This window comes from Paracoccus sp. Ld10, from assembly GCF_045064235.1.
Classification (GTDB): domain Bacteria; phylum Pseudomonadota; class Alphaproteobacteria; order Rhodobacterales; family Rhodobacteraceae; genus Paracoccus.
Genome location: NZ_JBISHD010000027.1, coordinates 55485 through 79690, shown reverse-complemented (window position 1 = coordinate 79690; position 24206 = coordinate 55485). Strand labels below are relative to the sequence as shown.

Below are 24206 nucleotides of genomic sequence, written 5' to 3'. Positions count from 1 at the left end.
GCCTGCCTTGTGGTGGCCGGGGGTCATGTCTGGCCCAACCCCTCGACCAGCGGAACGAACCGCACCTGCCGCAACTCGTCGTAATCGAACCCCCCTTGGGTCCGCGTCACGCGGATCAGGGTCTGGACCGCGTCCGACTGTCCGACAGGCACGACCATGATACCGCCGATCTTCAGCTGTGCCAACAGGGGGCCGGGCGGATCCTCGGCCGCGGCGGTCACAAGAATGCGGTCAAACGGCGCCTGGTCGGGCAATCCGCGCGATCCGTCAGCCACCTGCGCGATGATGTTGTGCAGCCCCAGATCTCGAAAGATCACCTCGGCCTCATGGACCAGGCGACGGTGGCGGTCGACGGTATAGACGCGCCGGCACAGTCCTGACAGGACCGCCGCCTGATATCCTGACCCGGTGCCGATCTCCAGCACGGTGTCGCGGGGGCCGACCTCCAGCGCCTGCGTCATCAGGCCGACGACCGATGGCTGGCTGATCGTCTGGCCGCAGGGGATGGGCAGGGGGGTGTCCTCATAGGCGCGGTCAGCGAACTGGCCGCGCACAAACAAGCCGCGGTCGATCCCCTCCATCGCGGCCATCACCCGCGGATCGGTCACCCCGCGGGACCGCAGCTGAAAGACGAACCGCATCTTGCGTTCGGCGTCGTCGTCCTCGTCGCTCATTCGGCGGCCTGTGCCAGCGGATCGTCCAGCGCCGCCGCCAGCCGCCCCAGCGAGGCGTGGCAGGTCAGGTCGGCCCGCATCGGCGTGACCGAGACGAATCCTTCCATGTTGGCGGCCACATCGGTGCCATCGCGGGCCGGGGCCTGCTGCGACCCGCCCGCGATCCACATGAACCGCCGCCCGTTCGGCGCATTATAGGGCTGGGCCGCAAAGCGGGATCCCTGGCGCTGGCCTTGGGGCGCAACGCGCAGGCCCTGCACGTCCGCCGCGGGGACAGGGGGAAAGTTCACGTTGTAGAACAGCCGGAAATCGGCATCCGTCGACCAGTCGCCGTGATCCAGCAGACGGCGGATGACGGCGGCGCCGTGCGTGCGCGCAGCCTCGAACGGATCGTCAAGATCCGCGGTTCGCGGCCCCAGATACTGCGACAGCGCGATTGCGGGCAGGCCCTGCAGCGCGGCCTCCATCGCGCCGCCGATGGTGCCCGAATACATGGCATTCTCTCCGGCGTTGTTGCCGCGGTTCACGCCCGACAGCACCAGATCGGGGGCCGCGCCCACGATGTCGCCCAACGCTGCCAGCACGCAATCGGCGGGGCTGCCTTCGGCGGCATAGCGGCGCTCGGCCAGGCGGGCGACCATCGTGGGGTGGGTATAGCTGATGCAGTGGCCCACGCCGGACTGCTCGAACGCGGGGGCGACGGTCCAGACCTCACCATGCGGGCCGGCCAGTTCGATGGCGATCTGGTGCAGCACCTCAAGGCCCGGTGCGTTGATCCCGTCGTCATTTGTGATGAGAATGCGCATCATGTCCCCTGTGCCGGCTGCCCGCGTCCCCTGCGCACGCGGATGTGACCCGATCTGCTTAGCGGCGGGGGCCTCGTGCTTCAACCCGTTCCCGTGCCGCAGGGGCCGAAGCGGTTTGACGTTGCGCGCGTTGCGTTGCATCGTGGGGCACAAGCGCAACGGGCCGGGATGCGATGCAGATCTATCTTCCCATCGCCGAGGTCTCGGTCAACGCCTTCACCCTGACGGGGTTGGGCGGGCTTGTGGGCGTCATGTCGGGCCTGTTCGGCGTGGGCGGGGGGTTCCTGATCACGCCGCTGCTTTTCTTCATCGGCATCCCTCCGGCCATCGCCGTGGCGACCGGCGCAAATCAGGTGGTGGCGTCGTCAGTGTCGGGCGTGCTGGCACACATGAAACGCAAGACCGTCGATTTCCGCATGGGGGGCGTGCTGCTGGCGGGCGGCATGGTCGGGTCGGGGCTGGGGGTGCTGGTCTTCAACATCCTGCAGCAGCTGGGTCAGGTCGAACTGGTCGTCCAGTTGTGCTATGTCGTGTTCTTGGGCCTGATCGGCGCGATGATGCTGCAGGAGAGCCTGCGCGCCCTGCTGCGCGCGCGTCGTCCCACCGGGCGGCGGCGTCTGCACCAGCACATGTGGGTTCACCGCTGGCCGCTGAAGGTCAAGTTTCGCGCCTCGGGCCTGTACATCAGCGTCATCCCGCCCCTGCTGGTCGGGGTCGCGGTGGGCATCCTGGCCGCGATCATGGGGGTGGGCGGCGGCTTTATCATGGTGCCCGCGATGATCTATCTGCTGGGCATGCCGACCAAGGTCGTGGTCGGCACGTCGCTGTTCCAGATCACGTTCGTGACTGCATTCACCACCCTGATGCATGCGGTCAGCTACAATACGGTCGATGTGATGCTGGCGGTGCTGCTGATCGTCGGCGGCGTCATCGGCGCCCAGATCGGCACCACGCTGGGGGCGCGCCTGCGGGCGGAGCAGCTGCGCATCCTGCTGGCGTTGCTGGTGCTGGCGGTGTGCGGCAAGCTGGCGCTGGACCTGTTTCTGACACCCGACGACCTGTTCGTCATCACCACGCGGGGGCAGTGATGCGGGCGTTCGTCATGGCAATGATGCTGACGCTGCTGCCGGGCGCGCTGTTGGCGCAGGGGGCGGGGTCGACGATGCCCGCCGACCCGGACGCAGGTCTGATCCCGCAAGTCGACGCGCCGCAGGTCTGGCCGCTGTTTCCCGACCCGGTGACCCCGCGCGGCGATCCGGTGGCCCCGACCGATCAGGCGCCCGAACAGGTCGTGGCGGGTCTGTCGAACAGCGCCGTGGCGATCACCACCAGCTTTGACGGCAGCGACATCCTGATTTATGGCGCGGTGCGGCGCGAGACGCCGATTCCCGACGGCCCGCTGGACGTGATCGTCACCATCGAGGCCCCGTCCCAGCCCCTGACGATCTGGCAGAAGGCCCGGCGTTTTGGCATCTGGGTGAACACCGAACGGGTGCAGGTCGGCGCCGCGCCCAGTTTTTATGCAGTGGCCACGACGCGGCCCATAAATGACATTCTGGGCACCGACTGGGACAACCGCTATCGCATCTCTCTGCCGCTGGTGCTGCGCGCCTTTGCCGGCGCCCACGAGGTCGAGGATACGCTGCCCTATACCCAGGCCCTGCTGCGCCTGCGCCAGCAGAACGGGCATTACCGGATGGAGGAGGGGTCCGTCACCTTGGTCGAGGACACGCTGTTCCGCACCGACATCCGCCTGCCCGCCAACCTGATCGAGGGCGACTATCGCGCGCGCATCTTCCTGCTGCGCGAGGGGGCGGTCATTGACGCCTACGGCGCCGCGATCGAGGTCCGCAAGGTCGGCCTGGAACGCTGGCTGTACCGCTTGGCCTATGATCAGCCGCTGCTTTATGGGCTGATGTCGCTGGCGGTGGCGGTGATCGCGGGCTGGGGCGCGTCCGCCGCGTTCCGAAAGCTGCGCCGCGCGTAACCCGGCAGTTTTCGCGGGTCGTCATGCAGGCGGTATGGGTCTCCTGCATTGCCGCATGGCCTGTCCTTGGAGGCTCATGGCGCGCGTGCTTCGGGTGGTACGCAGCAAGGCACATGCATCCGGTCAATCCGGCGTGCCCCGTCACCTGTCCGCCTGATGGCAGCGCGCGGTTGGCGGCGTTGTTGCAATGCGGACGGACGCCGAATTTACGACTGCTGCGCCAATTGGCGGGGTGATTTCTGGTGCGGACCGCTGTTGCTGGGCCAGCCCTGCTCCGGATCGGGTTCGCGATGAAACAAGGCCCCGCGATCGCTCGCGGGGCCTCTCCTCCCTCGGTGTGCGGGCCGTCCCCCTCCACTGGTTCGGCCCGCGGGGGGTGTCAGGCGCCGATCAGATCGGACTGGCGCAGGGTGACTTCGGCCTGCCTGATCGACGCGATGTCGACCAGGCGGCCCTTGTAGACGGTGGCTCCGGCGCCTTCGGCCTTGGCCTTTCCCATGGCGGCGATGATCTCTCTGGCTTCGGCGACAGCGGTGTCGCTGGGGGAAAACACCTCGTTGGCCAATGCGATCTGGCTGGGATGGATGGCCCATTTGCCGACCATGCCCAAGGTGGCGCTGCGCATCGCCTGGGCACGGAACCCCTCGGCGTCGCTGAAATCCCCGAAAGGACCATCGACGGGCAGCAACCCATGCGTCCGGCACGCGGCGACGATGGCGGTCTGGGCCCAGTGCCACGGATCGGACCAGTGTTTCTGGCCTTCGCGGAGCATGTAATAGTTTTCCTGCGTCCCGCCGATGCCGGTGGTGGCCATGCCCATCGATGCCGCGAAATCGGCCGCACCAAGGCTGATCGCCTGCAGGCGCGACGACGCGGCGGCGATCTGTTCCACATGGCAGATGCCGGCGGCGGATTCGATGATGACCTCGAAGGCGATCGGTTTGGTCCGGCCCTTGGCACGTTCCACGGCGGTGACCAGCGCGTCAACGGCATAGATGTCGGCGGCGCAGCCCGCCTTGGGGATCATGATCTGGTCCAGCCGGTCGCCCGCCTGTTCCAGCAGGTCGACCACGTCGCGATACCAGAACGGCGTATCCAGCCCGTTGATGCGTACCGACAGCGTCTTGGTGCCCCAATCGACTTCACCGATTGCCGCGATGATATTGGTGCGGGCCTGATCCTTGTCGTCGGGCGCGACCGAATCTTCCAAGTCGAGGTTGATCACGTCGGCGGCGGATGCGGCCATCTTGGCGAATAGCGCGGGACGCGACCCAGGGCCGAACAGCTGACAGCGGTTCAAGCGCGCGGGGGGCAGGGGCTGTTGGCGAAAGCTCATGACAGGGTCCTGTTCGGCAAGATATCGGCCGTCAAGAAGTAATAATGTTGCGCGGCGGCGGCGGCAAGCCCCATTTTCGAAATACCGTTCCGGACGCGGTTCTTGACGCAGCGGGGCTTTGGGCGCAGGACCGGGCGCGAACACGCGACGGCACGGAGGCAGCGATGACGCGGACGGTCTATGTGAATGGCGATTACACCCCCGAAGATCAGGCCATGGTGTCGGTCTTTGACCGGGGGTTCCTGATGGCCGATGGCGTCTATGAGGTGGTCAGCGTCCTGGGCGGCAAGCTGATCGATTTCGAGGGGCACATGGTGCGCCTGAAGCGGTCGCTGTCGGAACTGGCCATCGCCAACCCTCTGTCGGATGACGATTATCTGACCGCGCACCGTGAACTGGTCGCGCAGAACGGCATTATTGATGGGCTGGTCTATCTGCAGGTCACCCGCGGCAATCCCGGCGACCGCGATTTCGCCTATCCGCCCGAAGGGACGACCCCCACGGTGGTGATGTTCACTCAGTCCAAACCGGGCCTGGCAAACGCCCCGGCGGCCAAGACCGGCTGGAAGGTTGTCAGCACCGCGGACCTGCGTTGGGGCCGGCGCGACATCAAGACGGTGCAGCTGCTGTACCCGTCGATGGCCAAGATGGAGGCCAAGGCGCGCGGCGCGGATGATGCCTGGATGGTCGAGGAGGGGCGGGTGACCGAGGGCACCTCGAACAACGCCTATATCGTCAAGGGCAACACTATCGTCACGCGCGAATTGAGCCACGACATCCTGCATGGGATCACCCGTGCGGCGGTGCTGCGGTTTGCACGCGAGGCGCAGATGCGGGTCGAGGAGCGTGCCTTTACCATCGAGGAGGCGCAGGGTGCGGACGAGGCGTTCGTGACCTCGGCCTCGGCATTCGTGATGCCGGTGGTGTCGATCGACGGCGTTGCGGTGGGGGCGGGCGCGGTGGGTCCGGTGGCGGTCCGCCTGCGCGAGATCTATCTGGAAGAGAGCCTGAAGACCGGGGTCTGATCTGCGTCCCGCGACGGCGGGGGGCCAGCCCCCCGCACCCCCCGGCCCCAGCAGTCCAAACGTCGTTACAACCCGCTGTCGGCCAGGACCTGGTCGATGACGGGGGCCAGCCGGTCAGCCCAGATCTGCTGGCCCTGGGGGGTGGCGATAAGGTCGTTCCTGATCTCGATCAGCAGGTTGGGGCGGCCGTGGCGCAGGGCGTGCCGGTCCACGCTGTCACCGTCCAGATGCCCGTCATAGGGCTGGTTTTCACCGGTGATCCACCCCTGGTCGCGGCAGCCGGCAACCATCGCCGGGCCAAGCCGCGCGTCGGCGTGCGAATAGAGGATGCCCACCTGCCATGGCCGGGGCGGGCGACCGCGCAGCTGGGGGGTGAAGCTGTGGACGGCGCAGATGCACCGGTCGGGATGAAGCGCCGCGACCCGCGACAGCGCGGCATGATAGGGACGGTGCAGCCGGTCCAGCCGGCGCTGGCGTTCGGCCGTATCCGCCAGCCGGTTCGTCGGGATCACCGTGCCGTCATAGAGGCGCATCAGCAGGGTGGGGTCGTCCTCTCCGCGGTTCGGGTCGATCACCAGGCGCGAGAAGTCGGACAGGATCGCGGGTGCGTCCATCCGTTCGGCCAGACGTTCGGTCAGCCCCGCCGCGCCCACGTCGTAGGCGATGTGGCGCGCCATGTCAGAGGGCGCGATGCCCAATGTCCCGCCGCCGACCCAGTCGGGGACGCGGTTGGTGGCGTGGTCGCAGGTGATGAGCCACCGCGATGGGCGGTCCTGACCCAGGATGCGGAAGGGCGTCGCTGTCGTGTCATCGGTCATGATGCAGGTTGTCTACGACGGATGGCGGACAGACGCCAGTTGCCGACGAAAGGCAATTGCGGCATAGATAGCGCTAAACCTGAGACGAGGGCGGGATGATGAGACGACATCGTAATGTGAAGATCGTGGCAACCCTGGGACCGGCATCATCGTCGAAAGAGATGATCCGCGCCCTGTTCGACGCCGGGGCCGACGTGTTCCGCCTGAACATGAGCCACGGCAGCCATGACGATCACCGCGAGCGCCACGACACGATCCGCGAGATCGAGGCCGAGACCGGTCGCCCGATCGCCATCCTGGCCGATCTGCAGGGCCCCAAGCTGCGCGTGGGCCCCTTTGCCGCCGGTCCGCATGATCTGGCCGTGGGCGACCATTTCCGGTTTGATCTGTCATCCGTGCCGGGCGATGCCACCCGCGTGTCGTTGCCGCACCCCGAAATTTTCGCAGCCCTGATCGAGGGGTCGGAACTGCTGGTCAACGACGGCAAGATCCGCCTGACGGTGCAGAAATGCGGCCCCGATTTCGCCGACTGCGTCGTGACGGTGGCGGGCGCGATCAGCGACCGCAAGGGCGTGAACGTCCCCGACGTGGTGCTGCCGCTGGCCGCCCTGTCGGACAAGGACCGCGCCGATCTGGAGTTTGCCTGCGAGCTGGGCGTGGATTGGCTGGCGCTGTCCTTTGTGCAGCGCGCCGAGGATGTCGAAGAGGCCAAGACGCTGGCCAAGGGTCGCGCCGCGATCCTGTCCAAGATCGAGAAGCCGGCCGCCGTCCGCGCCTTTGACGAGATCCTGCAGGCATCCGACGGGATCATGGTCGCGCGCGGCGATCTGGGCGTCGAGCTGCCGGTTCATTCCGTGCCGCCGATCCAGAAGCGTCTGGTCCGCCTGTGCCGCAGCGCCGCCAAGCCGGTGATCGTGGCGACACAGATGCTGGAATCGATGATCGACAGCCCGATGCCCACCCGCGCCGAGGTCAGCGACGTTGCCAACGCCATCTATGAAGGCGCCGACGCCGTCATGCTGTCCGCCGAAAGCGCCGCAGGCAGCTTTCCGGTCGAAGCCGTGCGCACGATGGACAACGTCGCCCGTTCGGTCGAGGCCGACCCGAACTATCGCTCGATCATCGAGGCGGCGCGCAAGGCCAGCCTGTCGTCGGTCCCCGACGCCATCGTGACGGCGGCGCGCGAAATCGCGGAGACCACCGACATCGCGGCCATCTGTGCATTCAGCCAGTCGGGCACCACGATCAGCCTGATTGCGCGCGAGCGGCCCCGCGTGCCGATTCTGGCACTGTCGCCCATTCTGACGGTGACGCGCCGCATGGTGCTGACCTGGGGCACGCATTGCGTGACCACCCCGCGCATGTCGCGTTTCAAGGAGGCCGTGGTGATCGGCACCCGTGCGGCGCGCGAATACGGATTTGCCGACGAGACACGGCAGGTCGTCGTGATGGCGGGCGTGCCCTTCAACGTGCCGGGCACGACGAACATCTTGCGCATCGCACCCTGCGATGACCGCTTGATCTTTGCCACCGACCCGGAATAACGCTGAAGCCTTGAAACGCGGGGGGTGGTGATGTCCGATTTTCTTTTGTTGGCCGGGGTTGCCCTGTGCCTTCTGTCTGTGGTGCTGGCCGTGGTCCAGTTGCTGCAGACGCAGCCGCCGCGTGCGGCGATCCTGGCCCTGCTGGGTGGGATCGTGCTGCTGTTCGCAGGAGCGTGGATGGATCCCGAACCCTTCAGCCCGGCCGATATTCCGGCCGCGCTGAATTCCGTTACCGGTGGCACGCCAGCCTCCTGACCCCTTGCGTATTCCGGCGCGCCTGTGTAAGGCGACGCTTCCGTTCCCGTGCGGCCGGCCGACATGGCATTGCCGAGCTGCGCGTTCACTCTGATGAAGGAGATGAAAATGCCGAAGATGAAGACCAAATCCGCTGCGAAAAAGCGGTTCTCGATGACGGCCTCTGGCAAGGTCAAGGCGGGTCAGGCCGGCAAACGCCACGGCATGATCAAGCGCTCGACCAAGTTCATTCGCGACGCGCGCGGCACCACCATCCTGTCGGATGCGGATGCCAAGATCGTCAAGAAATACATGCCCTACGCTCGCTGATCAGGAGAACCACACATGTCCCGCGTTAAATCCGGCAAGGTGACCCACGCCCGTCACAAGAAAGTCCTTGATCAAGCCAAGGGCTATTATGGCGCGCGTTCGCGCAACTTCCGCACCGCCACCCAAGCTGTCGACAAGGCCAACCAGTACGCGACCCGCGACCGCAAGAACCGCAAGCGCAACTTCCGCGCGCTGTGGATCCAGCGGATCAACGCCGCCGTCCGTGCCATCGACACCGAGATGACCTATTCGCGTTTCATCAACCTGCTGTCGAAAGCCGGCATCGAGGTTGACCGCAAGGTTCTGGCTGACCTGGCTGTGAACGAACCCGACGCCTTTGGCGCGATCGTGGCACAGGCCAAAGCCGCCGCCTGATCGCACGGCCATCGTATTGCCGCAAAGGCCCGTCCCCGATCTGGGGGCGGGCCTTTGTGCTTGGCGGAACTTGCGTGCCTGTCTGGCGTTTCCATTCGACAATAACAGATAGCGAACGGAGACCCCCATGGGCGAGATGACCGACAAGGCGAAAGCCGCAGGGAACAAGCTGGCAGGCAACGTCAAGGAAGGCATCGGCAAGATGACCGACAACGAGCGTATGGAAGCCGAAGGCAAGGCGCAACAGACCAAAGGTGCGGCACAGGACGTATCCGGCACCATCAAAGGCAAGCTGGGCGACGATATCTGACCGCCACATGATGCGTATGAAAAAGGCCCCGGCGCGATGCCGGGGCCTTTTCTATGGGGGGCGGCTCGTAAAAGCCCGTTGCTGCCCTGCAGTCTCACGGTCAAGGCGTATGATCCGCATCAGGTGGACGTACAGTATCTCGACGTTCTGCTTGGCATAGCCTGAGGCGAAGTATGCATCGGGCTTTGGCAACTTGTCGGTACGTTGTCTTCCGTCCTCGTGCGGACAGCGAGCGATCTAGCGAACCGCGCCGCCCCCGGGCGCATTGTGGCTTCTTGGGCATACCAAGCAGTCATGGTCGCTGGCATAGCAGCAGGCCATGCTATCCTTACAAACGCCATCCTGCGAATCTTGTGCCAGTCTTTCTTCTGCTTCATGCCGCTGTGGCAGGTGTGTTCACTGGCCTTGTGATCAGATGCAAATTCCTTGGCTGGAAATGCACCGTCGCCGCGTTCGGTGTTGTCGAAGACGGGGATATGCCATCTGGTCCCCAGTTCGTCGACCAGCCAGCCCGCATGGCGCCTGATCCAAATGCAGTGTTGGCGGCAAGCGTATCGGGATGCCGTCGACATGTATCCTCGGTGCGGACGATCATCTCATGAACATACGCCATCTCCATATGGTAGACGGGTGCATCCGACAGGACATCGATCCACCGGAGCGATTTCAGATCCCCCGTATTCACGACGACGATATGGTCGATGCCCTAGGCAAGGAAGGCCCTGTCGCCGTCCGCACCTGTGCAGCGGGCAGCAGGACCGGTCGGTCAAAGCGGTCTGGGCTGAACTGACGCAGTCGCGCCGAGGCCGTGCTATCGAGCGTATTCAGATACTCTTGCGTCGCTCGGGTGACATTGCGTCCCACGGATCAATCCTCGGCCCGGACCTCGCTGTAGCGGCCGGCTTTGGCCTTGCACAGTGATGCGTTCGCCCCAACCTGCCGCCACGAACGAAGCCCTCGTTGATGCAGCGCGTCAGCACGACCTCGCACACCTGCCGCAGCAGATCGCAGTCCCGAAACCTGCCGTGGCGGTTCTTGGAGAGCGCCGAACGATCAGGCACTGCACCGGTCAGATCGAGACGACAGAACCGACGGCAGGCCAGGTTCAGTTCCACCCCCTCGCGCCGCTCGAAGCGTATGCCGTGGCAATAACCGGTCAGCAGCATACGGATATCTGCTGGGGATCACCCGGCGGCCTGCCTATGAAGGAGTAAGTCGGCGCTGGCACTGAGCGCATGCACGAGAGGTCGATAAACCGGTCCATGATCGCAGCAGGTGATCATGAGGCACCATGATTCCCAACAAGACTTTAAAAGCCGCTGTTTCTATGAATTTTTTTTAAAACCGCATCATGGCCGTCACTTCCCTGCCTGAACGAAGTAGATATTCGTTAGGCCGACCGAGCACCGATGTTTTTTCAACAGGACCCTAACAAAGCAGCCGTTCGAGACACCGCTGTGGTGCTTCAGTTGTTGACCTCGATTGCCAAGGCCAGGTTTTCCAACGAGGAGTTGAGCCCAATAGAGTGGTCTTCGGGCCGAATGCCCGTGGGAACATTCTCGCAGGCGACTGAAACCCTTGTGGTTTGACCAGCCGCAGAGAGCGTCCAGGTCTGCTTCATGGCTCCCGCGAAACTTGGATCAGAAGCGTCGAAGATCACGCGCTGCACGACCTGTTTCCCGGGCACAAGCTCATCGAATGCAACGCGAAATCGATCTTCACGTTCGCTGGTCTTTCCGGTTGCAGCGGGCGTACCCTCTTCGTGATAGAGGCTCATGACATAGCCGCCGCCCTTGGTCGCATCGATCTCATGAACAATTCCGCTCATCCCGGAAGGTGGCAGCCACTTTTCAAGTAACGCAGGGTCCAGAAACGCCCGATACAGGTCGTCTGCTGAGGCTGATATGATCCGTTCTGCCCGGTCGATACGTTCTGATGCCATAACCCGACCTAACACGCATCTTTGCGCCCCAAAAGACGCAGGACCGCGCTGGATCGACCTTTCCCGGTTGCTTGGTGACCCGGGCAACGTCTCAGATGATATCACTGCCCATGGCGGCGATCCCGGCAGGTGTCTTGCTTCTTTTCAAAGTCGGCCCAAGCATCGTGTCATGCCGGTGTCGGAGGGAGAGGCATACCAATCTTTTTCGGGAATTGCGGTAGGCGATACGTTCAGGCCCCGCCGGGAATTGCCTGCGCATCCCTGCAAGCCCCCTGCCCAAGCAGGGGCGCGGTTCTGTATTGGCCGGATCAGGGGGACGGCGCCCGCAAACGATATTCCTTGCCGTCGATCCACACCCGATCCTGGATCATCGCAAGACGTCGGGCCACCGCAACACGGGTCCTAGCTTGGCCAGGATCATGTCACGACCGTGAACAGCGCGCTGATTGGCAGCGCGCGTGCGTCAGTCCGAAATAGGCCAGGATGGATCGCGATCAAAGACCGCGAGTTGCCTTGGATGTGTTCGCCCTGACGGCCTGTGAAACAAGCGGACCGACCCACCGGCGTGGTCATGCGCAGGCGGCAGATGCCATCACCTGCGGCCAGCCGCTCCATTGCAAGATGCAGGTGCTGATGCTGTTCCCGAAGGACGTGCCGGACCTCCAGCAGCGGCGCGATTATCATGAACGGGATGTGTCGATCACCCGTGCCGTGACCATTGGCCATGTGACCGCGCCAACCTTCACGCCAAAGTTCTGAAGCTAACCCACAGGTTGCTCTTGGTATCGATGGCCGTCGACTGCTGGAATTTGTGCGCCGGTCCTGTCCGACTTGCAGATCTGCGCCGACAGGGCCGCCGCTATGTGCCACATCTCGACGCAGAGGATCGGTTGGGGTGCTGCGGCCAAGCCGCTGTAGAGCCCTTGCGGCATAGGGCGCACTTCCAAGCCCGCTCTTGGATACTGCCCGACAAGCAAGCGGAGCAGGGATGCGATCATCTGCGGCTTGGCCTCAACATTGTTCAGAACTTTACCGTTCACGTCCGTCACCCAGACGATCGTCTTGCGGACCGACACGTCCAGTCCAACAAACAGCCCGATCGCAGGATCGCGCGACGGAATGACGTTCAGGCGCGTGTACGGACCACCGCCGGTCACTCACCACAGTTGTCGCAAAGCGGGGTTGCCCCGGTCATTCCATTTCTCGATTTGTCCGGTTTTGCTAGCCCAGCAGCAGCTTGGCGGCGATCGACCACATGACTATGGTGATGAGCGCTTCAAGAATCCGCCAGGCGATCGGTTTCGCGAAAATCGGGCGAAGCCAGGCGGCTCCATAGCCCAGGGCGAAAAAGAACACGAAGGATCCGGTCACCGCGCCTGCCGTGAATGCAATGCGCGAGCCCGCAAACCGTGTGGAGATTGTTCCCAACAGCACGACCGTGTCCAGATAGACATGGGGGTTCAGCCATGTCAGTGCCAGGCACGCCAGCACCGTCCGGCGCAACCCTGCAGGCCCGCGGTCGTGGCCCGCGTCCAGCGCTTCGGTCCCGCTGAGCGCGGCGCGCAGGCTGCGAGCGCCGTACCAGATCAGGAACGCCGCCCCTGCCACGCGCATCACTGGGTCGATCCACGGCAGCAAGGCGGAAATTTTGCCAAAGCTGGTCACTCCCAGCACGATCAGGGCGGCATCAGACAGCGCGCAGGTCAGGCAGACCGCCAGAACGTGATCACCACGCAGGCCCTGGCGCAGCACGAATGCATTCTGCGCCCCGATCGCGACGATCAGGCTGAGGGCCGTCATCAGTCCGGTCAGAAAGATCGCAGGGTTCATCGGGCGCATCCAGTCGTTGATCGCCGTTGGTCTAGCTGCAGCCGCAGGGTTAGACAACGTCACGCAGTCGATGCCGGGGCAGGGCGACCCATGATGGACGATGCGACCCCGCACCGTCGCGATCATCGTGCAGACAGACCGCTTTTGACGCGGTGACCGGAAACGTCGGGGCGACACCATCGGCCATGGTCCAACGGCTGGGCGCTCTGGTGGAATGGCTTGCCACTGTCCTGATGCGTTGTGGCCAGCGGTTCAGGCGGGTGCACGGCCGGGCCTCCACATGGCCATGTTGGTATGCGGGAACGGATGCTGGTGCCGTATTTGCCAGGGTTGGGGTGCGATGGTCGCATCGCGTGGGTCATGGTGATGATCGGCACGAAGGCGGACAATCCGGGTACAGGCCGCTGGCTGCGCATAATTCCGGTCATTTGTTGCCAATTGCCATCGACCACGAACAGCACATCGCCGACGGGCAAAGTATCGGCGGCGGTCACCGGTGGTGCAGGGGTGTGCGGCGCGCCATTCGGGCCGCCTGTGCGATCATGCGACCGCCAGCCGCAAATGCCCTTTTTGCGCATGGGGTGACAGCGACCGCGATGATGCGGGCCCCGGCGCATGTCTCTGACCGACAGGTCGGGTTGCAACAGGCTGGGGTTCGGGAGGCTGCAGGGTGATCCCTTTGACGGCGTGCGCATGGGCTGGCGTCATGCGCAGGGGTTCGGCGATGCCTGCTGGACGGGTGTTGGCCAACAGGACTGGCGCCTGGGGTGCGGGCGGCCGCGGCCCCGGCAGTGTTGCCCGCGACATCAGGGCCGCTGCCCGACGGTTGACCCGACGCCTGTGCGCCCCCAACTTTGGCTGATCGCGCTTAGCCAAAGGCCGCCGCCATGTTCGACCTGCCCCAAGCCGACCCCGCCAAGGTGCCGCTGGCAACCGTGCCCCTTGGCCTGTGGGGCACGGCGATGACCGCGCGCCGCAACGTGCTGGAACTGATTCCCGCCATCGCCACGCGCCAGCCCATCGTGTCGGGAAAGACAGGCGTCAGTTGGCACATGGTGATGGACCCGGCGGCCCTGCGCCGGATCCTCAAGGACAAGCTGGACGACTATCCGAAATCGGTGACGACCAAGCTGATCCTGAACCCCGCCATCGGCGACAGCCTGTTCGTGGCCGAGGGCGCGCATTGGCGCTGGCAACGTCGCGCCGCGGCCCCCGCCTTTGCCCAACGCCATGTCGAGGCGCTTGGCCCCGTGATGACCGCCGCCGCCGAGGCGTCGTGCCGCCGCCTGTCGCAGGCGCGGGGGCCGGTCGACCTGTTCCAGGAAACGGTCGCTGCGACCTTTGACGTGATTTCAGACGTGACCTTTTCGGGCGACGGGATGTTCGACCGCGACGCGGTGCACCAGTCGATCGATGCCTATATCGCGCAGACGGCGAAACTGTCGCTGATGGATGTGCTGGGCCTGCCTGCATGGTTGCCGCGACCGGGGCGGCTGTTTTCGGGTCCGGGGCTGAAACGGATGAAGGGCATCGCCGACCAATCCATCGCCGCCCGCGCGCAGGCCGTCGAAAAGCATGGGCCGCCCGACCTGTTGGACCTGTTGCTGGTGGCGCAGGACCCTGAGACCGGCCGTACGATGACCCGGGACGAGCTGCGCGACAACCTGTTGACCTTTATCGTCGCGGGACACGAGACGACTGCCCTGACGCTGGCCTGGGCGCTGTACCTGATGGCCTTTGCCCCCGACATCCAAGAGGCCGCCGCCGCAGAGGCCCGCGCCGCGCTGGGTGACCGCGCCGCCACGGCTGCGGATCTGGGTGCGCTGCCCCTGACCATGCGCATCGTGAATGAAACGTTACGCCTGTACCCTCCCGCGGCCTTTCTGTCGCGCACGGCACAGGCGCGCGATACCCTGTGCGGCCGTCAGATCAACCCCGGCGACACGGTGATGATGCCGATCTATGCCCTGCACCGCCACCACCTGCTGTGGGACCGGCCCGACGCCTTTGATCCCGACCGGTTCCTGACCGCGCCCGATCGCTATGCGTTTCTGCCGTTCGGGGCGGGGCCGCGCATCTGCATCGGCGCCAGCTTTGCCCTGCAGGAGGCGGTGATCATCCTGTCGACACTGCTGGCCCGTTTCCGGTTCGCCCGCGTGCCGGGACGCGAACCGCAGCCGCGGATGATCCTAACGCTGCGCCCCGAAGGCGGCGTCTGGCTGACGGTTACACCCCGCGACTAAGCCGCTTGCGAATGCTCTCATGGTCGTTACAGACTGCTCCTTGAAAAAGCAGCGGAGACCGCCATGACCGCCATCATCGATTTTCTCAACACCATCTTCTGGGGGTACGTGCTGATCTATGGCCTTCTGGCCGTGGGCATTTTCTTCACGATCCGTCTGGGCTTCATCCAGTTCCGGCACTTTGCCGAAATGTGGCGCTGCGTGCGCGGCTCCGGAGAGACCGACAAGGACGGGATCACCCCCTTTCAGGCGCTGTCGGTGTCGTTGGCAAGCCGCGTGGGCACCGGCAACATCGCGGGCGTCGCGGTCGCGCTGACGCTGGGCGGTCCGGGTGCGATCTTCTGGATGTGGATGGTCGCCCTGGTCGGCATGGCCACGGCCTATGCGGAATCGACGCTGGCGCAGCTGTACAAGACGCATGGCAGTGACGGCATGTATCGTGGCGGTCCCGCCCAGTACATCGCGCGTGGGCTGGGCCTGCCCTGGCTGGCGGCGTTGTTCGCGGTTGCGTTGATCATTGCCTTTGGCCTGGTGTTCAACGCGGTCCAGGCCAATTCCATCGCGCAGGCGGTCGAAGGCGCCTTTGGCCTGAATGCCGGCATGGTGGGCATCGCCGTCGCGGTCCTGTCGGGCATCATCATCTTTGGTGGAATTCCTCAGATCGCGCGGACGGCCCAGTTCATCGTCCCGATCATGGCAGGCCTTTATCTGCTGGTTGCCGTCGTCATCCTGGTGATGAATATCACCGAGGTGCCTGGCATCCTGTCGGGCATCGTGCGTTCCGCCTTTGGGTTGCAGGAAACCGTGGGGGGCGTCGCCGGCGGGGTCATGGCCGCGATGCTGAACGGCATTAAGCGCGGCTTGTTCTCGAACGAGGCCGGCATGGGGTCCGCACCCAACATCGCCGCAGTCGCGGTCCCGAACCCGCACCACCCGGCCAGCCAGGGCTTTGTCCAGGCCTTGGGGGTGTTCATCGACACCATCCTGGTCTGCACCGCCACGGCGGTGATGATCCTGCTGGCCGACGTGATGCCATCCGACCAGCTGACCGGCGTGAACCTGACCCAAGCCGCGCTTGCCGACCATTTCGGAAACTTTGGTCAGATCTTCGTGGCGGTGGCGATCTTCTTTTTTGCGTTCACCTCGATCATCGGCAACTATTCCTATGCCGAAAACGCGGTCGTCTATCTGGGCGCGGGCAAGTCGGGGATCATGGTCCTGCGCGTTGCGGCGCTTGGCATGGTGGTCTGGGGCTCGTTGCAGGCCGTCACGACCGTCTTCAACTTTGCCGATGCCAGCATGGGATTGATGGCCACGATCAACCTGATCGCCATCGTCGGGCTGTCGGGCACGGTTGCGGTCGTCACCCGCGACTATCTGCGCCAGCGCAAGGCAGGTGCCGAACCCCAGTTCCATATTGCCGACCATCCCGGCATTGCGCCGGGCGTGAACCGCGACATCTGGAAATAATCCGGGCCGGGCGCGCGGCCTTTACCCCGCGCGCCCGGCCATGCTAACGCGGGCGCAACTTGCAAGAGGCCCGTGATGGATGACCTGACCCCCCTGCGCCAGCAATGGCTTGACCGCATCAACGCCGCCACCGAACCTCAGGCGATCGAAGAGGTGCGCCTGGCAGCTTTGGGCAAGAAGGGCGATCTTTCCCTGCGCATGCGCGAACTGGGCCGCATGTCGCCCGAGGAACGCCAGACCACCGGCAAGGCGCTGAACCAGATCCGCGATGAGATCGATGCGGCTCTGCGCGCGCGCAAGCTGTCGCTTGAGGATGCCGCGCTGGACGCGCGCCTCAAGGACGAATGGCTGGACGTGACCCTGCCGGGACGCCCCCGGCGCCAGGGCACGATCCATCCGATCAGCCAGGTCACGGACGAGGTCACGGCGATCTTTGCCGACATGGGCTTTGCCGTTGCCGAGGGGCCGCAGGTCGAAAGCGACTGGTACAATTTCGACGCGCTGAACATCGCGCCCGAACATCCCGCGCGCCAGGAACATGATACGTTCTTCATGCATCGCAAGCCTGGCGACAACCGTCCGCCGCACGTGCTGCGCACCCACACATCGCCCGTCCAGATCCGCGCCATGCAGGATCAGGGTGCCCCCATACGCGTCATCGCGCCCGGTCGCGTCTATCGCATGGACATGGATCAGACCCACACGCCGATGTTCCACCAGATCGAGGGGTTGGCCATCGACCGCGACATCAGCATGGCGCATCTGAAATGGACGCTGGAGGAGTTCTGTCGGGCCTTCTTTGAGGTTCCGTCGGTCGAATTGCGCTTTCGCGCGTCGCATTTCCCCTTCACCGAACCATCGGCCGAGGTCGACATCCGCTGCTCATGGGAAGGCGGTCAGCTGAAGATCGGTGAGGGCAATTCCTGGCTGGAAATCCTGGGTTCCGGCATGGTGCATCCGCATGTCCTGCGTTCGGGCGGGATCGACCCCGACCAGTGGCAGGGTTTCGCCTTTGGCATGGGCATCGACCGCATCGCGATGCTGAAATACGGTATCCCCGATCTGCGCGCCTTCTTTGAATCGGACCTGCGCTGGCTGCGCCACTACGGCTTCGCCGCCGGAGACACGCCCAGTATCAGCGGCGGCCTCAGTCGCTAATGGCTATTGCGCGCGCTGCCTGATCGGCAGCGCGTTTTGTTCAGGCACCAAGGGCAGATGCCGGCTGTCGGATGTCCGGCGTCGCGGTCCCAGCCATTTCCTGTGCCAGCCTTTGGCGCAGGACCTGATGGTGGTCACGCACCATCCCGGGAATCAGAAACAGGTCGACGAAAGCCCAGATTCCGATCGCCGCCAGAATGATCAGCCCGATACCGGCAGCAATCGTCATCAGTCCGACCACCCAAAGCACCAGCATGGTCGCGGCCGATCCTGTCTTGCGCAGATAGAAACGATGCGCGCCGACCCAACCCAGAAATATCAGCAGCAGATACGCAATCAGCGGCGATTTTCCGTCATTGCTGACGCGTTGTTCGATCAAAATCTGTTGTTGGGTATCAAGCGACACAGTGAAATCTCCGGTTGAAATCGTCAGGGCGGCAATAACAGACGCCCTGACCTGATCCCGAAGAGAAAATCACGAAAATGTTAGAGACAGATGAACGGATGCGGATTTACCGCAGCCGCCGGCGGATGTCTTCGCGGTCAGAGCGGACCATGCCCGGAATCAAGAACAGGTCGATCACGCACCACAACAACACAAAGGCCACGGCCGGCCAGCCGATCAGAATGGGCACCGTCAGCCAGCCCACGCCCCAGATTGCCAGCATGATGAACCCGCTGATCCAGCGGCCCAGATACATGCGGTGTACCCCGAACCCCCACAGGAAGATCAGCAGCAGATAGGCGATCAGCGGCGATTTCGCCTCGTTGGCCACCCGCTGCTCGATCAGCAATTCGCGCTGCACATCCATCCGTCCGGCTCTCCTTGTTGTATCCGCGCGCCGCATCGGCACGCGCTTTCAAGATAGGAACCCCCGCCTGCCACACAAGATCCGAACCCTGTTCGTCTCCTTTGCCCGGATACCCGACAAGGCCCCGCAGACGTCGACGAACGATTCCCACGCGACCATGACCCCAACAGTGCGCAGAGCTTGCATGCGTGGGACACACCGCCTGTGCCCCGGCGGGATGCGATCCCCTTATTCGACGCGCTCGAACCGGTCGAAAACAAGACCCACTGGCCTGATCGGGGCGCCCGGCTGGTCGGGCCTGTTCACATCCGTCAACGCCATCCGGTATTCGCCCGGCTCCAGGACGACCGGTCCCAATCGCGCATCCAGGCTGCCATCCGTGTCGTCTGCCTGCGCGACGACCGCGCCGTTCCGGGAGAACAGTGCCAGTTTGGCATCGATGCCCACCAATTCGCCATACGCGCTGATCATCAGCGCCGTTTCACGATCCAGCGTGAAGGACAGCCACTGCGCAGTGCCGTCCTGCAGGACGACTGTCTCGCGGTCCGCGGACAGGTCGATCTTCTGCATCGGGTAATCAGCGTCCGTGGGGGGAGGCAGTTCGCCTTTGCGCCAAGCGGTGCGCAGATAGCTGTTGCGGTCCAGCGCCTCGACACTGACGGCGATCGTGCCCTCGCCCGATGAAATCGGTGCCACACCCAGACAGTAATCCCCTGCGGCCAGCCCGCTTGGGAAATCCAGGCGCGCATTCAGGCCATCCGCATCGTCATTGGCAGCGATCTGCGCGCCCGATCCGTCGAACAGAACCATGTTCGGATCCAACCCGTCGCTGACCGCCTTCAGCGTCAGCGAGGCGCTGTTTTCAAGCGCGAATTTCAGATAGCGGACAGTGCCGTCGGTTTGCGCCTGCGCGGGCAGGGCTGCGTCCAGCGGCCCTTGGGTCAGGCTTTCGGCGGGTGTGTCGGCTGTGCAGGCAGCGATCGTGGTGTCCACGGGATCGGTCAAAAGGGCGGGCATTTCGGGGCGGGTCACCTGGACCGTTGCGGTCATGTCCGCCGCGCCGACGGGGACCAGGCGCACGCAATAATCGCCCGGTCCTACAGACTGTTCGATCCGCGCATTCAGACCAACGGCGTCGTCGTTCTCTGCCAAGAGGTCGCCATCGGGTGTTTCCAGCCGGATCGAGGGGTCACCGTCCGATGACGCCTCCAGCCGCAGGGGTTGCATGGCGCCCGTTACGCGGAACATCGCATAGGGGCTGCTGCTGGCAGTGGTCGTCATCTGCTGTGACAGGGCCGCGTCCGCAGCCGTGATGTCGCTGGAATCGCCGTCCGCGCCCAGCCAACTGGCGGGCTGGCCGGAGCACATCGGCTGGGGCGGCGCATCCTGCGCCTGCGCGGGCAGGGTTGCCAGCAGCAACAGGGGCAGAGGCGCAAGTCGGGACATGACACTCATGATGACACCTTGAATTTGTTTCGCCGCACTGTCGCACCGTGGACGTCCTCCGACAAGTGCCGTGAATTGCCCGGGATTCGTGGAAATCTGCTGATCCGGCTTGACCCAGCACGCATGGCACGGTTCAAGGCGGCAAAGTCCCCGCGCGGGCCGACCCGGAAGGCAGACGCCATGAAGTTCACCCTCTCCTGGCTCAAGGAGCATCTCGACACCACCGCGACCCTCGACCAGATCGCCAAGGCGCTGACCGACCTTGGGCTGGAGGTCGAGGAGATCGCCGACCCCGCAGCCCGGCTGGGCACCTTTACCCTGGCGCGGATCGAGGATGCCCAGCAGCATCCCGACGCCGACCGCCTGCGCGTCTGTCGCGTCATGACCAACGAGGGCGAAAAGCAGATCGTCTGCGGCGCGCCCAACGCGCGTGCGGGCATCACGGTGGTTCTGGCCAAGCCCGGCGATTATGTCCCGGGCATCGACACGACCCTGGGCGTGGGCCGCATCCGCGGTGTCGAAAGCCACGGCATGATGGCGTCCGAGCGCGAGCTGGAGCTGTCCGAAGAACATGACGGCATCATCGAGCTGCCTTCGGGAGAGGTCGGCCAGAGGTTCGTCGACTGGCTGGCGCAGAACGCGCCCGACAAGATCGACCCGATGATCCACATCAAGATCACCCCGAACCGCCCCGACGCCCTGGGCGTCCACGGCATCGCCCGCGATCTGGCGGCGCGCGGTCTGGGCACGCTGAAACCGGTGACGGTCGATGCGGTGCCGGGAACATTCCCCTGCCCGGTGGGCGTGACCATCGACACAGGCGTTGCCGCCAAGGCTCCGTTCTTTGCGGGCCGTGTGGTGCGTGGCGTGACGAACGGTCCGTCGCCCGCCTGGCTGCAAAAGCGGCTGCGCGCGATCGGCCTGCGCCCGATCAATGCGCTGGTGGACGTCACCAACCTGTTCACCTTTGACCTGAACCGGCCGCTGCACGTGTTCGACGTGGCCAAGGTCACGGGCAACCTGACCCTGCGCGGCGCGCGCGCGGGAGAGGAGCTGGTGGCGCTGGACGACAAGACCTATGCCCTGCCCGAAGGTGCTGTGGTAATCTGCGACGATCACGGCATCGAAAGCATCGCGGGCATCATGGGCGGCGCCGCATCCGGCGCGTCCGAGACAACGACCGATGTGTTCATCGAGGCCGCCTATTTCGACCCGATCACCACCGCCGCGACCGGCCGCGCGCTGAAGATCAACAGCGATGCGCGCTACCGGTTCGAACGCGGCATCGACCCGGCCTTTACCCTGCCGGGGCTGGAACTGGCCACGCGGATGGTGATGGACCTGTGCGGCGGCGCGGCGTCCGATGTCGTGACCGCGGGGGCGCTGCCCGATACAGACCGCGCCTATCGTCTGGACCCGCAGCGGACCATCCGGCTGGTCGGCATGGACATCCCCGAGGCGGATCAGCGTGCCACGCTGGAGGCCCTGGGTTTCCGGCTGGAGGGCGACATGGCCCATGTCCCGTCCTGGCGTCCCGACGTTCTGGGCGAGGCCGACCTGGTCGAGGAGATCGCCCGCATCGCCAGCCTGACCCGGCTGCAGGGTAGGCCCCTGCCGCGCGCGCAAGCGGGCGTGCCGAAACCGGTGCTGACGCCGTTGCAGGTCCGTGAAAAGACCGCGCGCCGGATGGCTGCGGCCTTGGGTTACAACGAATGCGTGACCTACAGCTTTATCGATCAGGCGTCGGCGGCGCTGTTCGGCGGCGGGACCGATGCCGTGCGCGTCGAAAACCCGATCAGCAGCGAGATGTCGCATCTGCGCCCCGACCTGCTGCCCGGCCTGCTGCAGGCCGCGGCGCGCAATCAGGCGCGCGGTTTCGCGGATCTGGCGCTGTTCGAACTGGGCCCGGTCTTTTCGGGCGGTGAACCCGGCGAACAGGCGGTCCGCATCAGCGGGCTGCTGGTCGGCCAGACCGCACCGCGCGACCCGTTCGGCAGTCGCCGCAAGGTGGACCTGTACGACGCCAAGGCCGATGCCGAGGCGATTCTGAACGCCATCGGCGCCCCCGCCAAGGCCCAGGTCAACCGCAAGCTGGACGGCTGGTGGCATCCGGGACGGTCGGGCAACATCGCCCTGGGTCCGAACGTGCTGGCCACCTTTGGTGAGATCCATCCCAAGGTGCTGCGCCAGATGGACGTCAAGGGTCCGGCCGTGGGCTTTACCATCCAGCTGGCCGCCGTGCCGTTCCCAAAGGTCAGGACGCCGACCCGCCCCGCGCTGGAACTGTCGGAACTGCAGGCCGTCGACCGCGATTTCGCATTCGTCGTCGATGCCGGGGTCGAGGCGCTGACCTTGGTGAACGCCGCTACGGGTGCCGACAAGGCGCTGATCACGGGCGTGTCGGTCTTTGACCAGTTCCAGGGGCTGGAGGGTGGGCAGAAGTCGCTGGCCATCACCGTGCGCCTGCAACCCCGCGACAAGACCCTGACCGATGCCGACATCGAGGCGGTCAGCCGCAAGATCGTCGAAAAGGTCGAAAAGGCCACGGGCGGCCGCCTGCGCGCCTGATCCGATGCGGCCATCGCCATGAAAAGACCCCGCCCGGATGTCCGGGCGGGGTCTTTTCATGCGGGGCGTGGTGCGTCCCTCAGAAGATCAGCGACAGGATGCCGATCACGACAAGCAGGCCGATGATAAAGATGATGCCTGCGGCACCGCCGATGAACTTGAGCATGTCGATCTCCGGTTGGTTACGCAGGTTAACCGGAAAGAGGCAGGGTTGTTCCCCGCATCGCACCGCTGATTGCGTGAAAACGACGCTGCGGGATCGACAACCCACCGTCTGATCGTAAACGCATTTGGAAAAGCGGGCTTCACGACCAGTTGCAGGTCCTGCAGGCCTGTGATGATGCGCGATGTGTCTGGCCGCGGTGTGGGCCGAATTCTCTCACCCGCGCAGGTTGACAGGTCGGGCGTCCGGCACAGGCGGATCTGCTGCGGATGCTGTCACCCCGCCCGAACGGCCAGACAGGCAGCGGCTGACGACACGCCCACCGTGCGTCGGCGACCTGAGGCAGACATCGACCCCGAAACAGGCAACGGGGGTTCCCGCATCGCTGAACCGGATCAGGATGCGTGGCGCGTGCAACGGGTGCGGCGCGCGTCACGCAGGGTGTAAACGATGCGCCGTGCACAGGCCGGGCGGCCATATCACGGATGCTATCGTGTTCGCAGCTCGCCTCAACGCGGACGGTGAGATGCAAAACACGCAATGAAGGCCGTTCAATATTCGCACGAATATGCTGAATGAAGGGCGCGCGCTGGCCGTTGCCGCGACAGCCGGGCAGCGGTGGTTGATACAGGATCGGGCCGCTCCCGGTGATCACGACGGTGTCTTGATTGCGACGATGACGGCGTCATCTTTTGCCCCGTACAGGCGGTCGTGGATATCCTCGGGGTCGCTGCCGGGCGGACCCCGGCCGTGGATGCGATTGCGGATCGGACTGATATGCCCGGCGACCGCGGTTTGTTCCCGGAATCGCTTTGACCTTCAATGCGGATCGATCTGGCGTTCAGCCGGTTTGCCGGGGTTGCGCGTCATCATGGTGCCAGCGGCCATCGTCCGGCCCCCCGGAGGTGCCGGTGCCAGATTGGTATCCAACGGCAATCAGGCCATGTGGAACGGGCACGGTCTTTGCAGGGTCGGAAACATCAGGCTTTGCGCCCTATGTGTCGCGTAACCGTATCCGGGTGGATTGGGAGAGGGTGAGAGGCTGGACAACGACCCATGCGGGACTCGTTACGGCTGCTTCCTTCCGGACCTGACCGATTTGGCGAGGCGCTTGCCCGCGCCAACCCCTCGGGCG

26 protein-coding genes and 1 other RNA gene are annotated in these 24206 nt (G+C 64.8%); 14 read left to right on the top strand and 13 right to left on the bottom strand.

Annotated elements, in window-relative coordinates; all coding sequences use genetic code 11:
* Positions 1 to 23: 23 nt before the first annotated feature.
* Both ACJJVR_RS08625 and surE read right to left on the bottom strand, forming a co-directional pair.
* Positions 24 to 674, bottom strand: coding sequence for a protein-L-isoaspartate(D-aspartate) O-methyltransferase (locus tag ACJJVR_RS08625; protein WP_405403818.1), 651 nt, complete (start codon positions 672 to 674; stop codon positions 24 to 26).
* Positions 671 to 1480: a 5'/3'-nucleotidase SurE gene (surE, locus tag ACJJVR_RS08620; RefSeq protein WP_405404418.1), complete on the bottom strand. Its 810-nt coding sequence runs from the start codon at positions 1478 to 1480 to the stop codon at positions 671 to 673. The genes ACJJVR_RS08625 and surE overlap by 4 nt, the downstream gene beginning before the upstream one ends.
* A 173-nt stretch (positions 1481 to 1653) precedes the next feature.
* Here surE and ACJJVR_RS08615 point away from each other — a divergent pair, with 173 nt between their 5' ends.
* On the top strand, positions 1654 to 2568 hold the full coding sequence (locus ACJJVR_RS08615; RefSeq protein WP_405403817.1) for a sulfite exporter TauE/SafE family protein: 915 nt from the start codon (positions 1654 to 1656) through the stop codon (positions 2566 to 2568).
* Positions 2568 to 3467: a TIGR02186 family protein gene (locus tag ACJJVR_RS08610; protein ID WP_405403815.1), complete on the top strand. Its 900-nt coding sequence runs from the start codon at positions 2568 to 2570 to the stop codon at positions 3465 to 3467. The genes ACJJVR_RS08615 and ACJJVR_RS08610 overlap by 1 nt, the downstream gene beginning before the upstream one ends.
* Positions 3468 to 3846: 379 nt before the next feature.
* Here the strand turns inward: ACJJVR_RS08610 and ACJJVR_RS08605 are convergent, their stop codons facing one another.
* Positions 3847 to 4803: an L-malyl-CoA/beta-methylmalyl-CoA lyase gene (locus ACJJVR_RS08605; protein ID WP_405403814.1), complete on the bottom strand. Its 957-nt coding sequence runs from the start codon at positions 4801 to 4803 to the stop codon at positions 3847 to 3849.
* Between the two features lie 164 nt (positions 4804 to 4967).
* Between ACJJVR_RS08605 and ACJJVR_RS08600 the strand changes: the two genes are divergently transcribed.
* On the top strand, positions 4968 to 5828 hold the full coding sequence (locus tag ACJJVR_RS08600) for a D-amino-acid transaminase (RefSeq protein ID WP_405403812.1): 861 nt from the start codon (positions 4968 to 4970) through the stop codon (positions 5826 to 5828).
* Positions 5829 to 5893: 65 nt separating this feature from the next.
* Here ACJJVR_RS08600 and ACJJVR_RS08595 read toward each other — a convergent pair whose 3' ends face one another.
* Complete coding sequence (locus ACJJVR_RS08595; RefSeq protein ID WP_405403811.1) at positions 5894 to 6646, bottom strand: N-formylglutamate amidohydrolase; 753 nt, start codon at positions 6644 to 6646, stop codon at positions 5894 to 5896.
* A 98-nt stretch (positions 6647 to 6744) separates the two neighbouring features.
* Between ACJJVR_RS08595 and pyk the strand changes: the two genes are divergently transcribed.
* The 5 genes from pyk (at position 6745) to ACJJVR_RS08570 (ending at position 9439) form a co-directional block, all read left to right on the top strand.
* Entirely contained in the window at positions 6745 to 8190 is a 1446-nt protein-coding gene (gene pyk, locus ACJJVR_RS08590) for a pyruvate kinase (RefSeq protein ID WP_405403809.1), read from the top strand.
* Positions 8191 to 8220: 30 nt separating this feature from the next.
* The gene (locus ACJJVR_RS08585) at positions 8221 to 8445 is read left to right on the top strand and encodes a hypothetical protein (RefSeq protein WP_405403807.1); all 225 of its coding nucleotides are present in this window, start codon (positions 8221 to 8223) and stop codon (positions 8443 to 8445) included.
* A 108-nt stretch (positions 8446 to 8553) separates the two neighbouring features.
* Positions 8554 to 8754, top strand: a complete 201-nt coding sequence (rpmI, locus tag ACJJVR_RS08580) for a 50S ribosomal protein L35 (RefSeq protein WP_405403806.1) — start codon at positions 8554 to 8556, stop codon at positions 8752 to 8754.
* 15 nt (positions 8755 to 8769) lie between these two features.
* Entirely contained in the window at positions 8770 to 9129 is a 360-nt protein-coding gene (rplT, locus tag ACJJVR_RS08575; protein ID WP_405403805.1) for a 50S ribosomal protein L20, read from the top strand.
* 127 nt (positions 9130 to 9256) lie between these two features.
* Positions 9257 to 9439, top strand: coding sequence for a CsbD family protein (locus ACJJVR_RS08570; RefSeq protein WP_405403804.1), 183 nt, complete (start codon positions 9257 to 9259; stop codon positions 9437 to 9439).
* 824 nt (positions 9440 to 10263) lie between these two features.
* Here the strand turns inward: ACJJVR_RS08570 and ACJJVR_RS08565 are convergent.
* Both ACJJVR_RS08565 and ACJJVR_RS08560 read right to left on the bottom strand, forming a co-directional pair.
* A complete protein-coding gene (locus ACJJVR_RS08565) occupies positions 10264 to 10605 on the bottom strand; it encodes a transposase (protein ID WP_405403803.1) in 342 nt (113 codons plus the stop codon).
* 299 nt (positions 10606 to 10904) lie between these two features.
* A complete protein-coding gene (locus tag ACJJVR_RS08560) occupies positions 10905 to 11381 on the bottom strand; it encodes an SRPBCC domain-containing protein (RefSeq protein WP_405403801.1) in 477 nt (158 codons plus the stop codon).
* A gap of 513 nt (positions 11382 to 11894) precedes the next feature.
* On the opposite strand from ACJJVR_RS08560, the gene ACJJVR_RS08555 reads away from it, so the two are divergent.
* Positions 11895 to 12140, top strand: coding sequence for a hypothetical protein (locus ACJJVR_RS08555; RefSeq protein ID WP_405403799.1), 246 nt, complete (start codon positions 11895 to 11897; stop codon positions 12138 to 12140).
* A gap of 2 nt (positions 12141 to 12142) precedes the next feature.
* Here ACJJVR_RS08555 and ACJJVR_RS08550 read toward each other — a convergent pair whose 3' ends face one another.
* The 3 genes from ACJJVR_RS08550 to ACJJVR_RS08540 form a co-directional block, all read right to left on the bottom strand.
* Entirely contained in the window at positions 12143 to 12538 is a 396-nt protein-coding gene (locus ACJJVR_RS08550; RefSeq protein WP_405403796.1) for a hypothetical protein, read from the bottom strand.
* Positions 12539 to 12602: 64 nt separating this feature from the next.
* Positions 12603 to 13211, bottom strand: coding sequence for a LysE/ArgO family amino acid transporter (locus ACJJVR_RS08545; RefSeq protein WP_405404417.1), 609 nt, complete (start codon positions 13209 to 13211; stop codon positions 12603 to 12605).
* A 122-nt stretch (positions 13212 to 13333) separates the two neighbouring features.
* The gene (locus tag ACJJVR_RS08540; protein ID WP_405403795.1) at positions 13334 to 13705 is read right to left on the bottom strand and encodes a hypothetical protein; all 372 of its coding nucleotides are present in this window, start codon (positions 13703 to 13705) and stop codon (positions 13334 to 13336) included.
* A 393-nt stretch (positions 13706 to 14098) separates the two neighbouring features.
* Here ACJJVR_RS08540 and ACJJVR_RS08535 point away from each other — a divergent pair, with 393 nt between their 5' ends.
* From ACJJVR_RS08535 to pheS, 3 genes are all read left to right on the top strand, one after another.
* Entirely contained in the window at positions 14099 to 15454 is a 1356-nt protein-coding gene (locus ACJJVR_RS08535) for a cytochrome P450 (RefSeq protein WP_405403794.1), read from the top strand.
* 63 nt (positions 15455 to 15517) lie between these two features.
* Entirely contained in the window at positions 15518 to 16924 is a 1407-nt protein-coding gene (locus ACJJVR_RS08530; protein WP_405403792.1) for an alanine/glycine:cation symporter family protein, read from the top strand.
* Positions 16925 to 16999: 75 nt separating this feature from the next.
* A complete protein-coding gene (gene pheS / locus ACJJVR_RS08525; RefSeq protein ID WP_405403791.1) occupies positions 17000 to 18082 on the top strand; it encodes a phenylalanine--tRNA ligase subunit alpha in 1083 nt (360 codons plus the stop codon).
* A 40-nt stretch (positions 18083 to 18122) separates the two neighbouring features.
* On the opposite strand, the gene ACJJVR_RS08520 is transcribed toward pheS, so the two are convergent.
* From ACJJVR_RS08520 to ACJJVR_RS08510, 3 genes are all read right to left on the bottom strand, one after another.
* The gene (locus tag ACJJVR_RS08520) at positions 18123 to 18488 is read right to left on the bottom strand and encodes a TM2 domain-containing protein (RefSeq protein ID WP_405403789.1); all 366 of its coding nucleotides are present in this window, start codon (positions 18486 to 18488) and stop codon (positions 18123 to 18125) included.
* Positions 18489 to 18594: 106 nt separating this feature from the next.
* The gene (locus ACJJVR_RS08515; protein WP_405403787.1) at positions 18595 to 18894 is read right to left on the bottom strand and encodes a TM2 domain-containing protein; all 300 of its coding nucleotides are present in this window, start codon (positions 18892 to 18894) and stop codon (positions 18595 to 18597) included.
* A 228-nt stretch (positions 18895 to 19122) separates the two neighbouring features.
* Positions 19123 to 20349, bottom strand: coding sequence for a hypothetical protein (locus ACJJVR_RS08510; protein WP_405403786.1), 1227 nt, complete (start codon positions 20347 to 20349; stop codon positions 19123 to 19125).
* A gap of 171 nt (positions 20350 to 20520) precedes the next feature.
* On the opposite strand from ACJJVR_RS08510, the gene pheT reads away from it, so the two are divergent.
* Positions 20521 to 22908 (top strand): phenylalanine--tRNA ligase subunit beta, encoded by a 2388-nt coding sequence (gene pheT / locus ACJJVR_RS08505; protein WP_405403784.1) that lies wholly within the window; start codon positions 20521 to 20523, stop codon positions 22906 to 22908.
* A 58-nt stretch (positions 22909 to 22966) separates the two neighbouring features.
* Positions 22967 to 23143 (top strand): hypothetical protein, encoded by a 177-nt coding sequence (locus ACJJVR_RS08500; RefSeq protein ID WP_405403782.1) that lies wholly within the window; start codon positions 22967 to 22969, stop codon positions 23141 to 23143.
* A gap of 960 nt (positions 23144 to 24103) precedes the next feature.
* Here the strand turns inward: ACJJVR_RS08500 and ffs are convergent.
* Positions 24104 to 24202, bottom strand: an RNA gene (ffs, locus tag ACJJVR_RS08495) — signal recognition particle sRNA small type.
* Positions 24203 to 24206 lie beyond the last annotated feature (4 nt).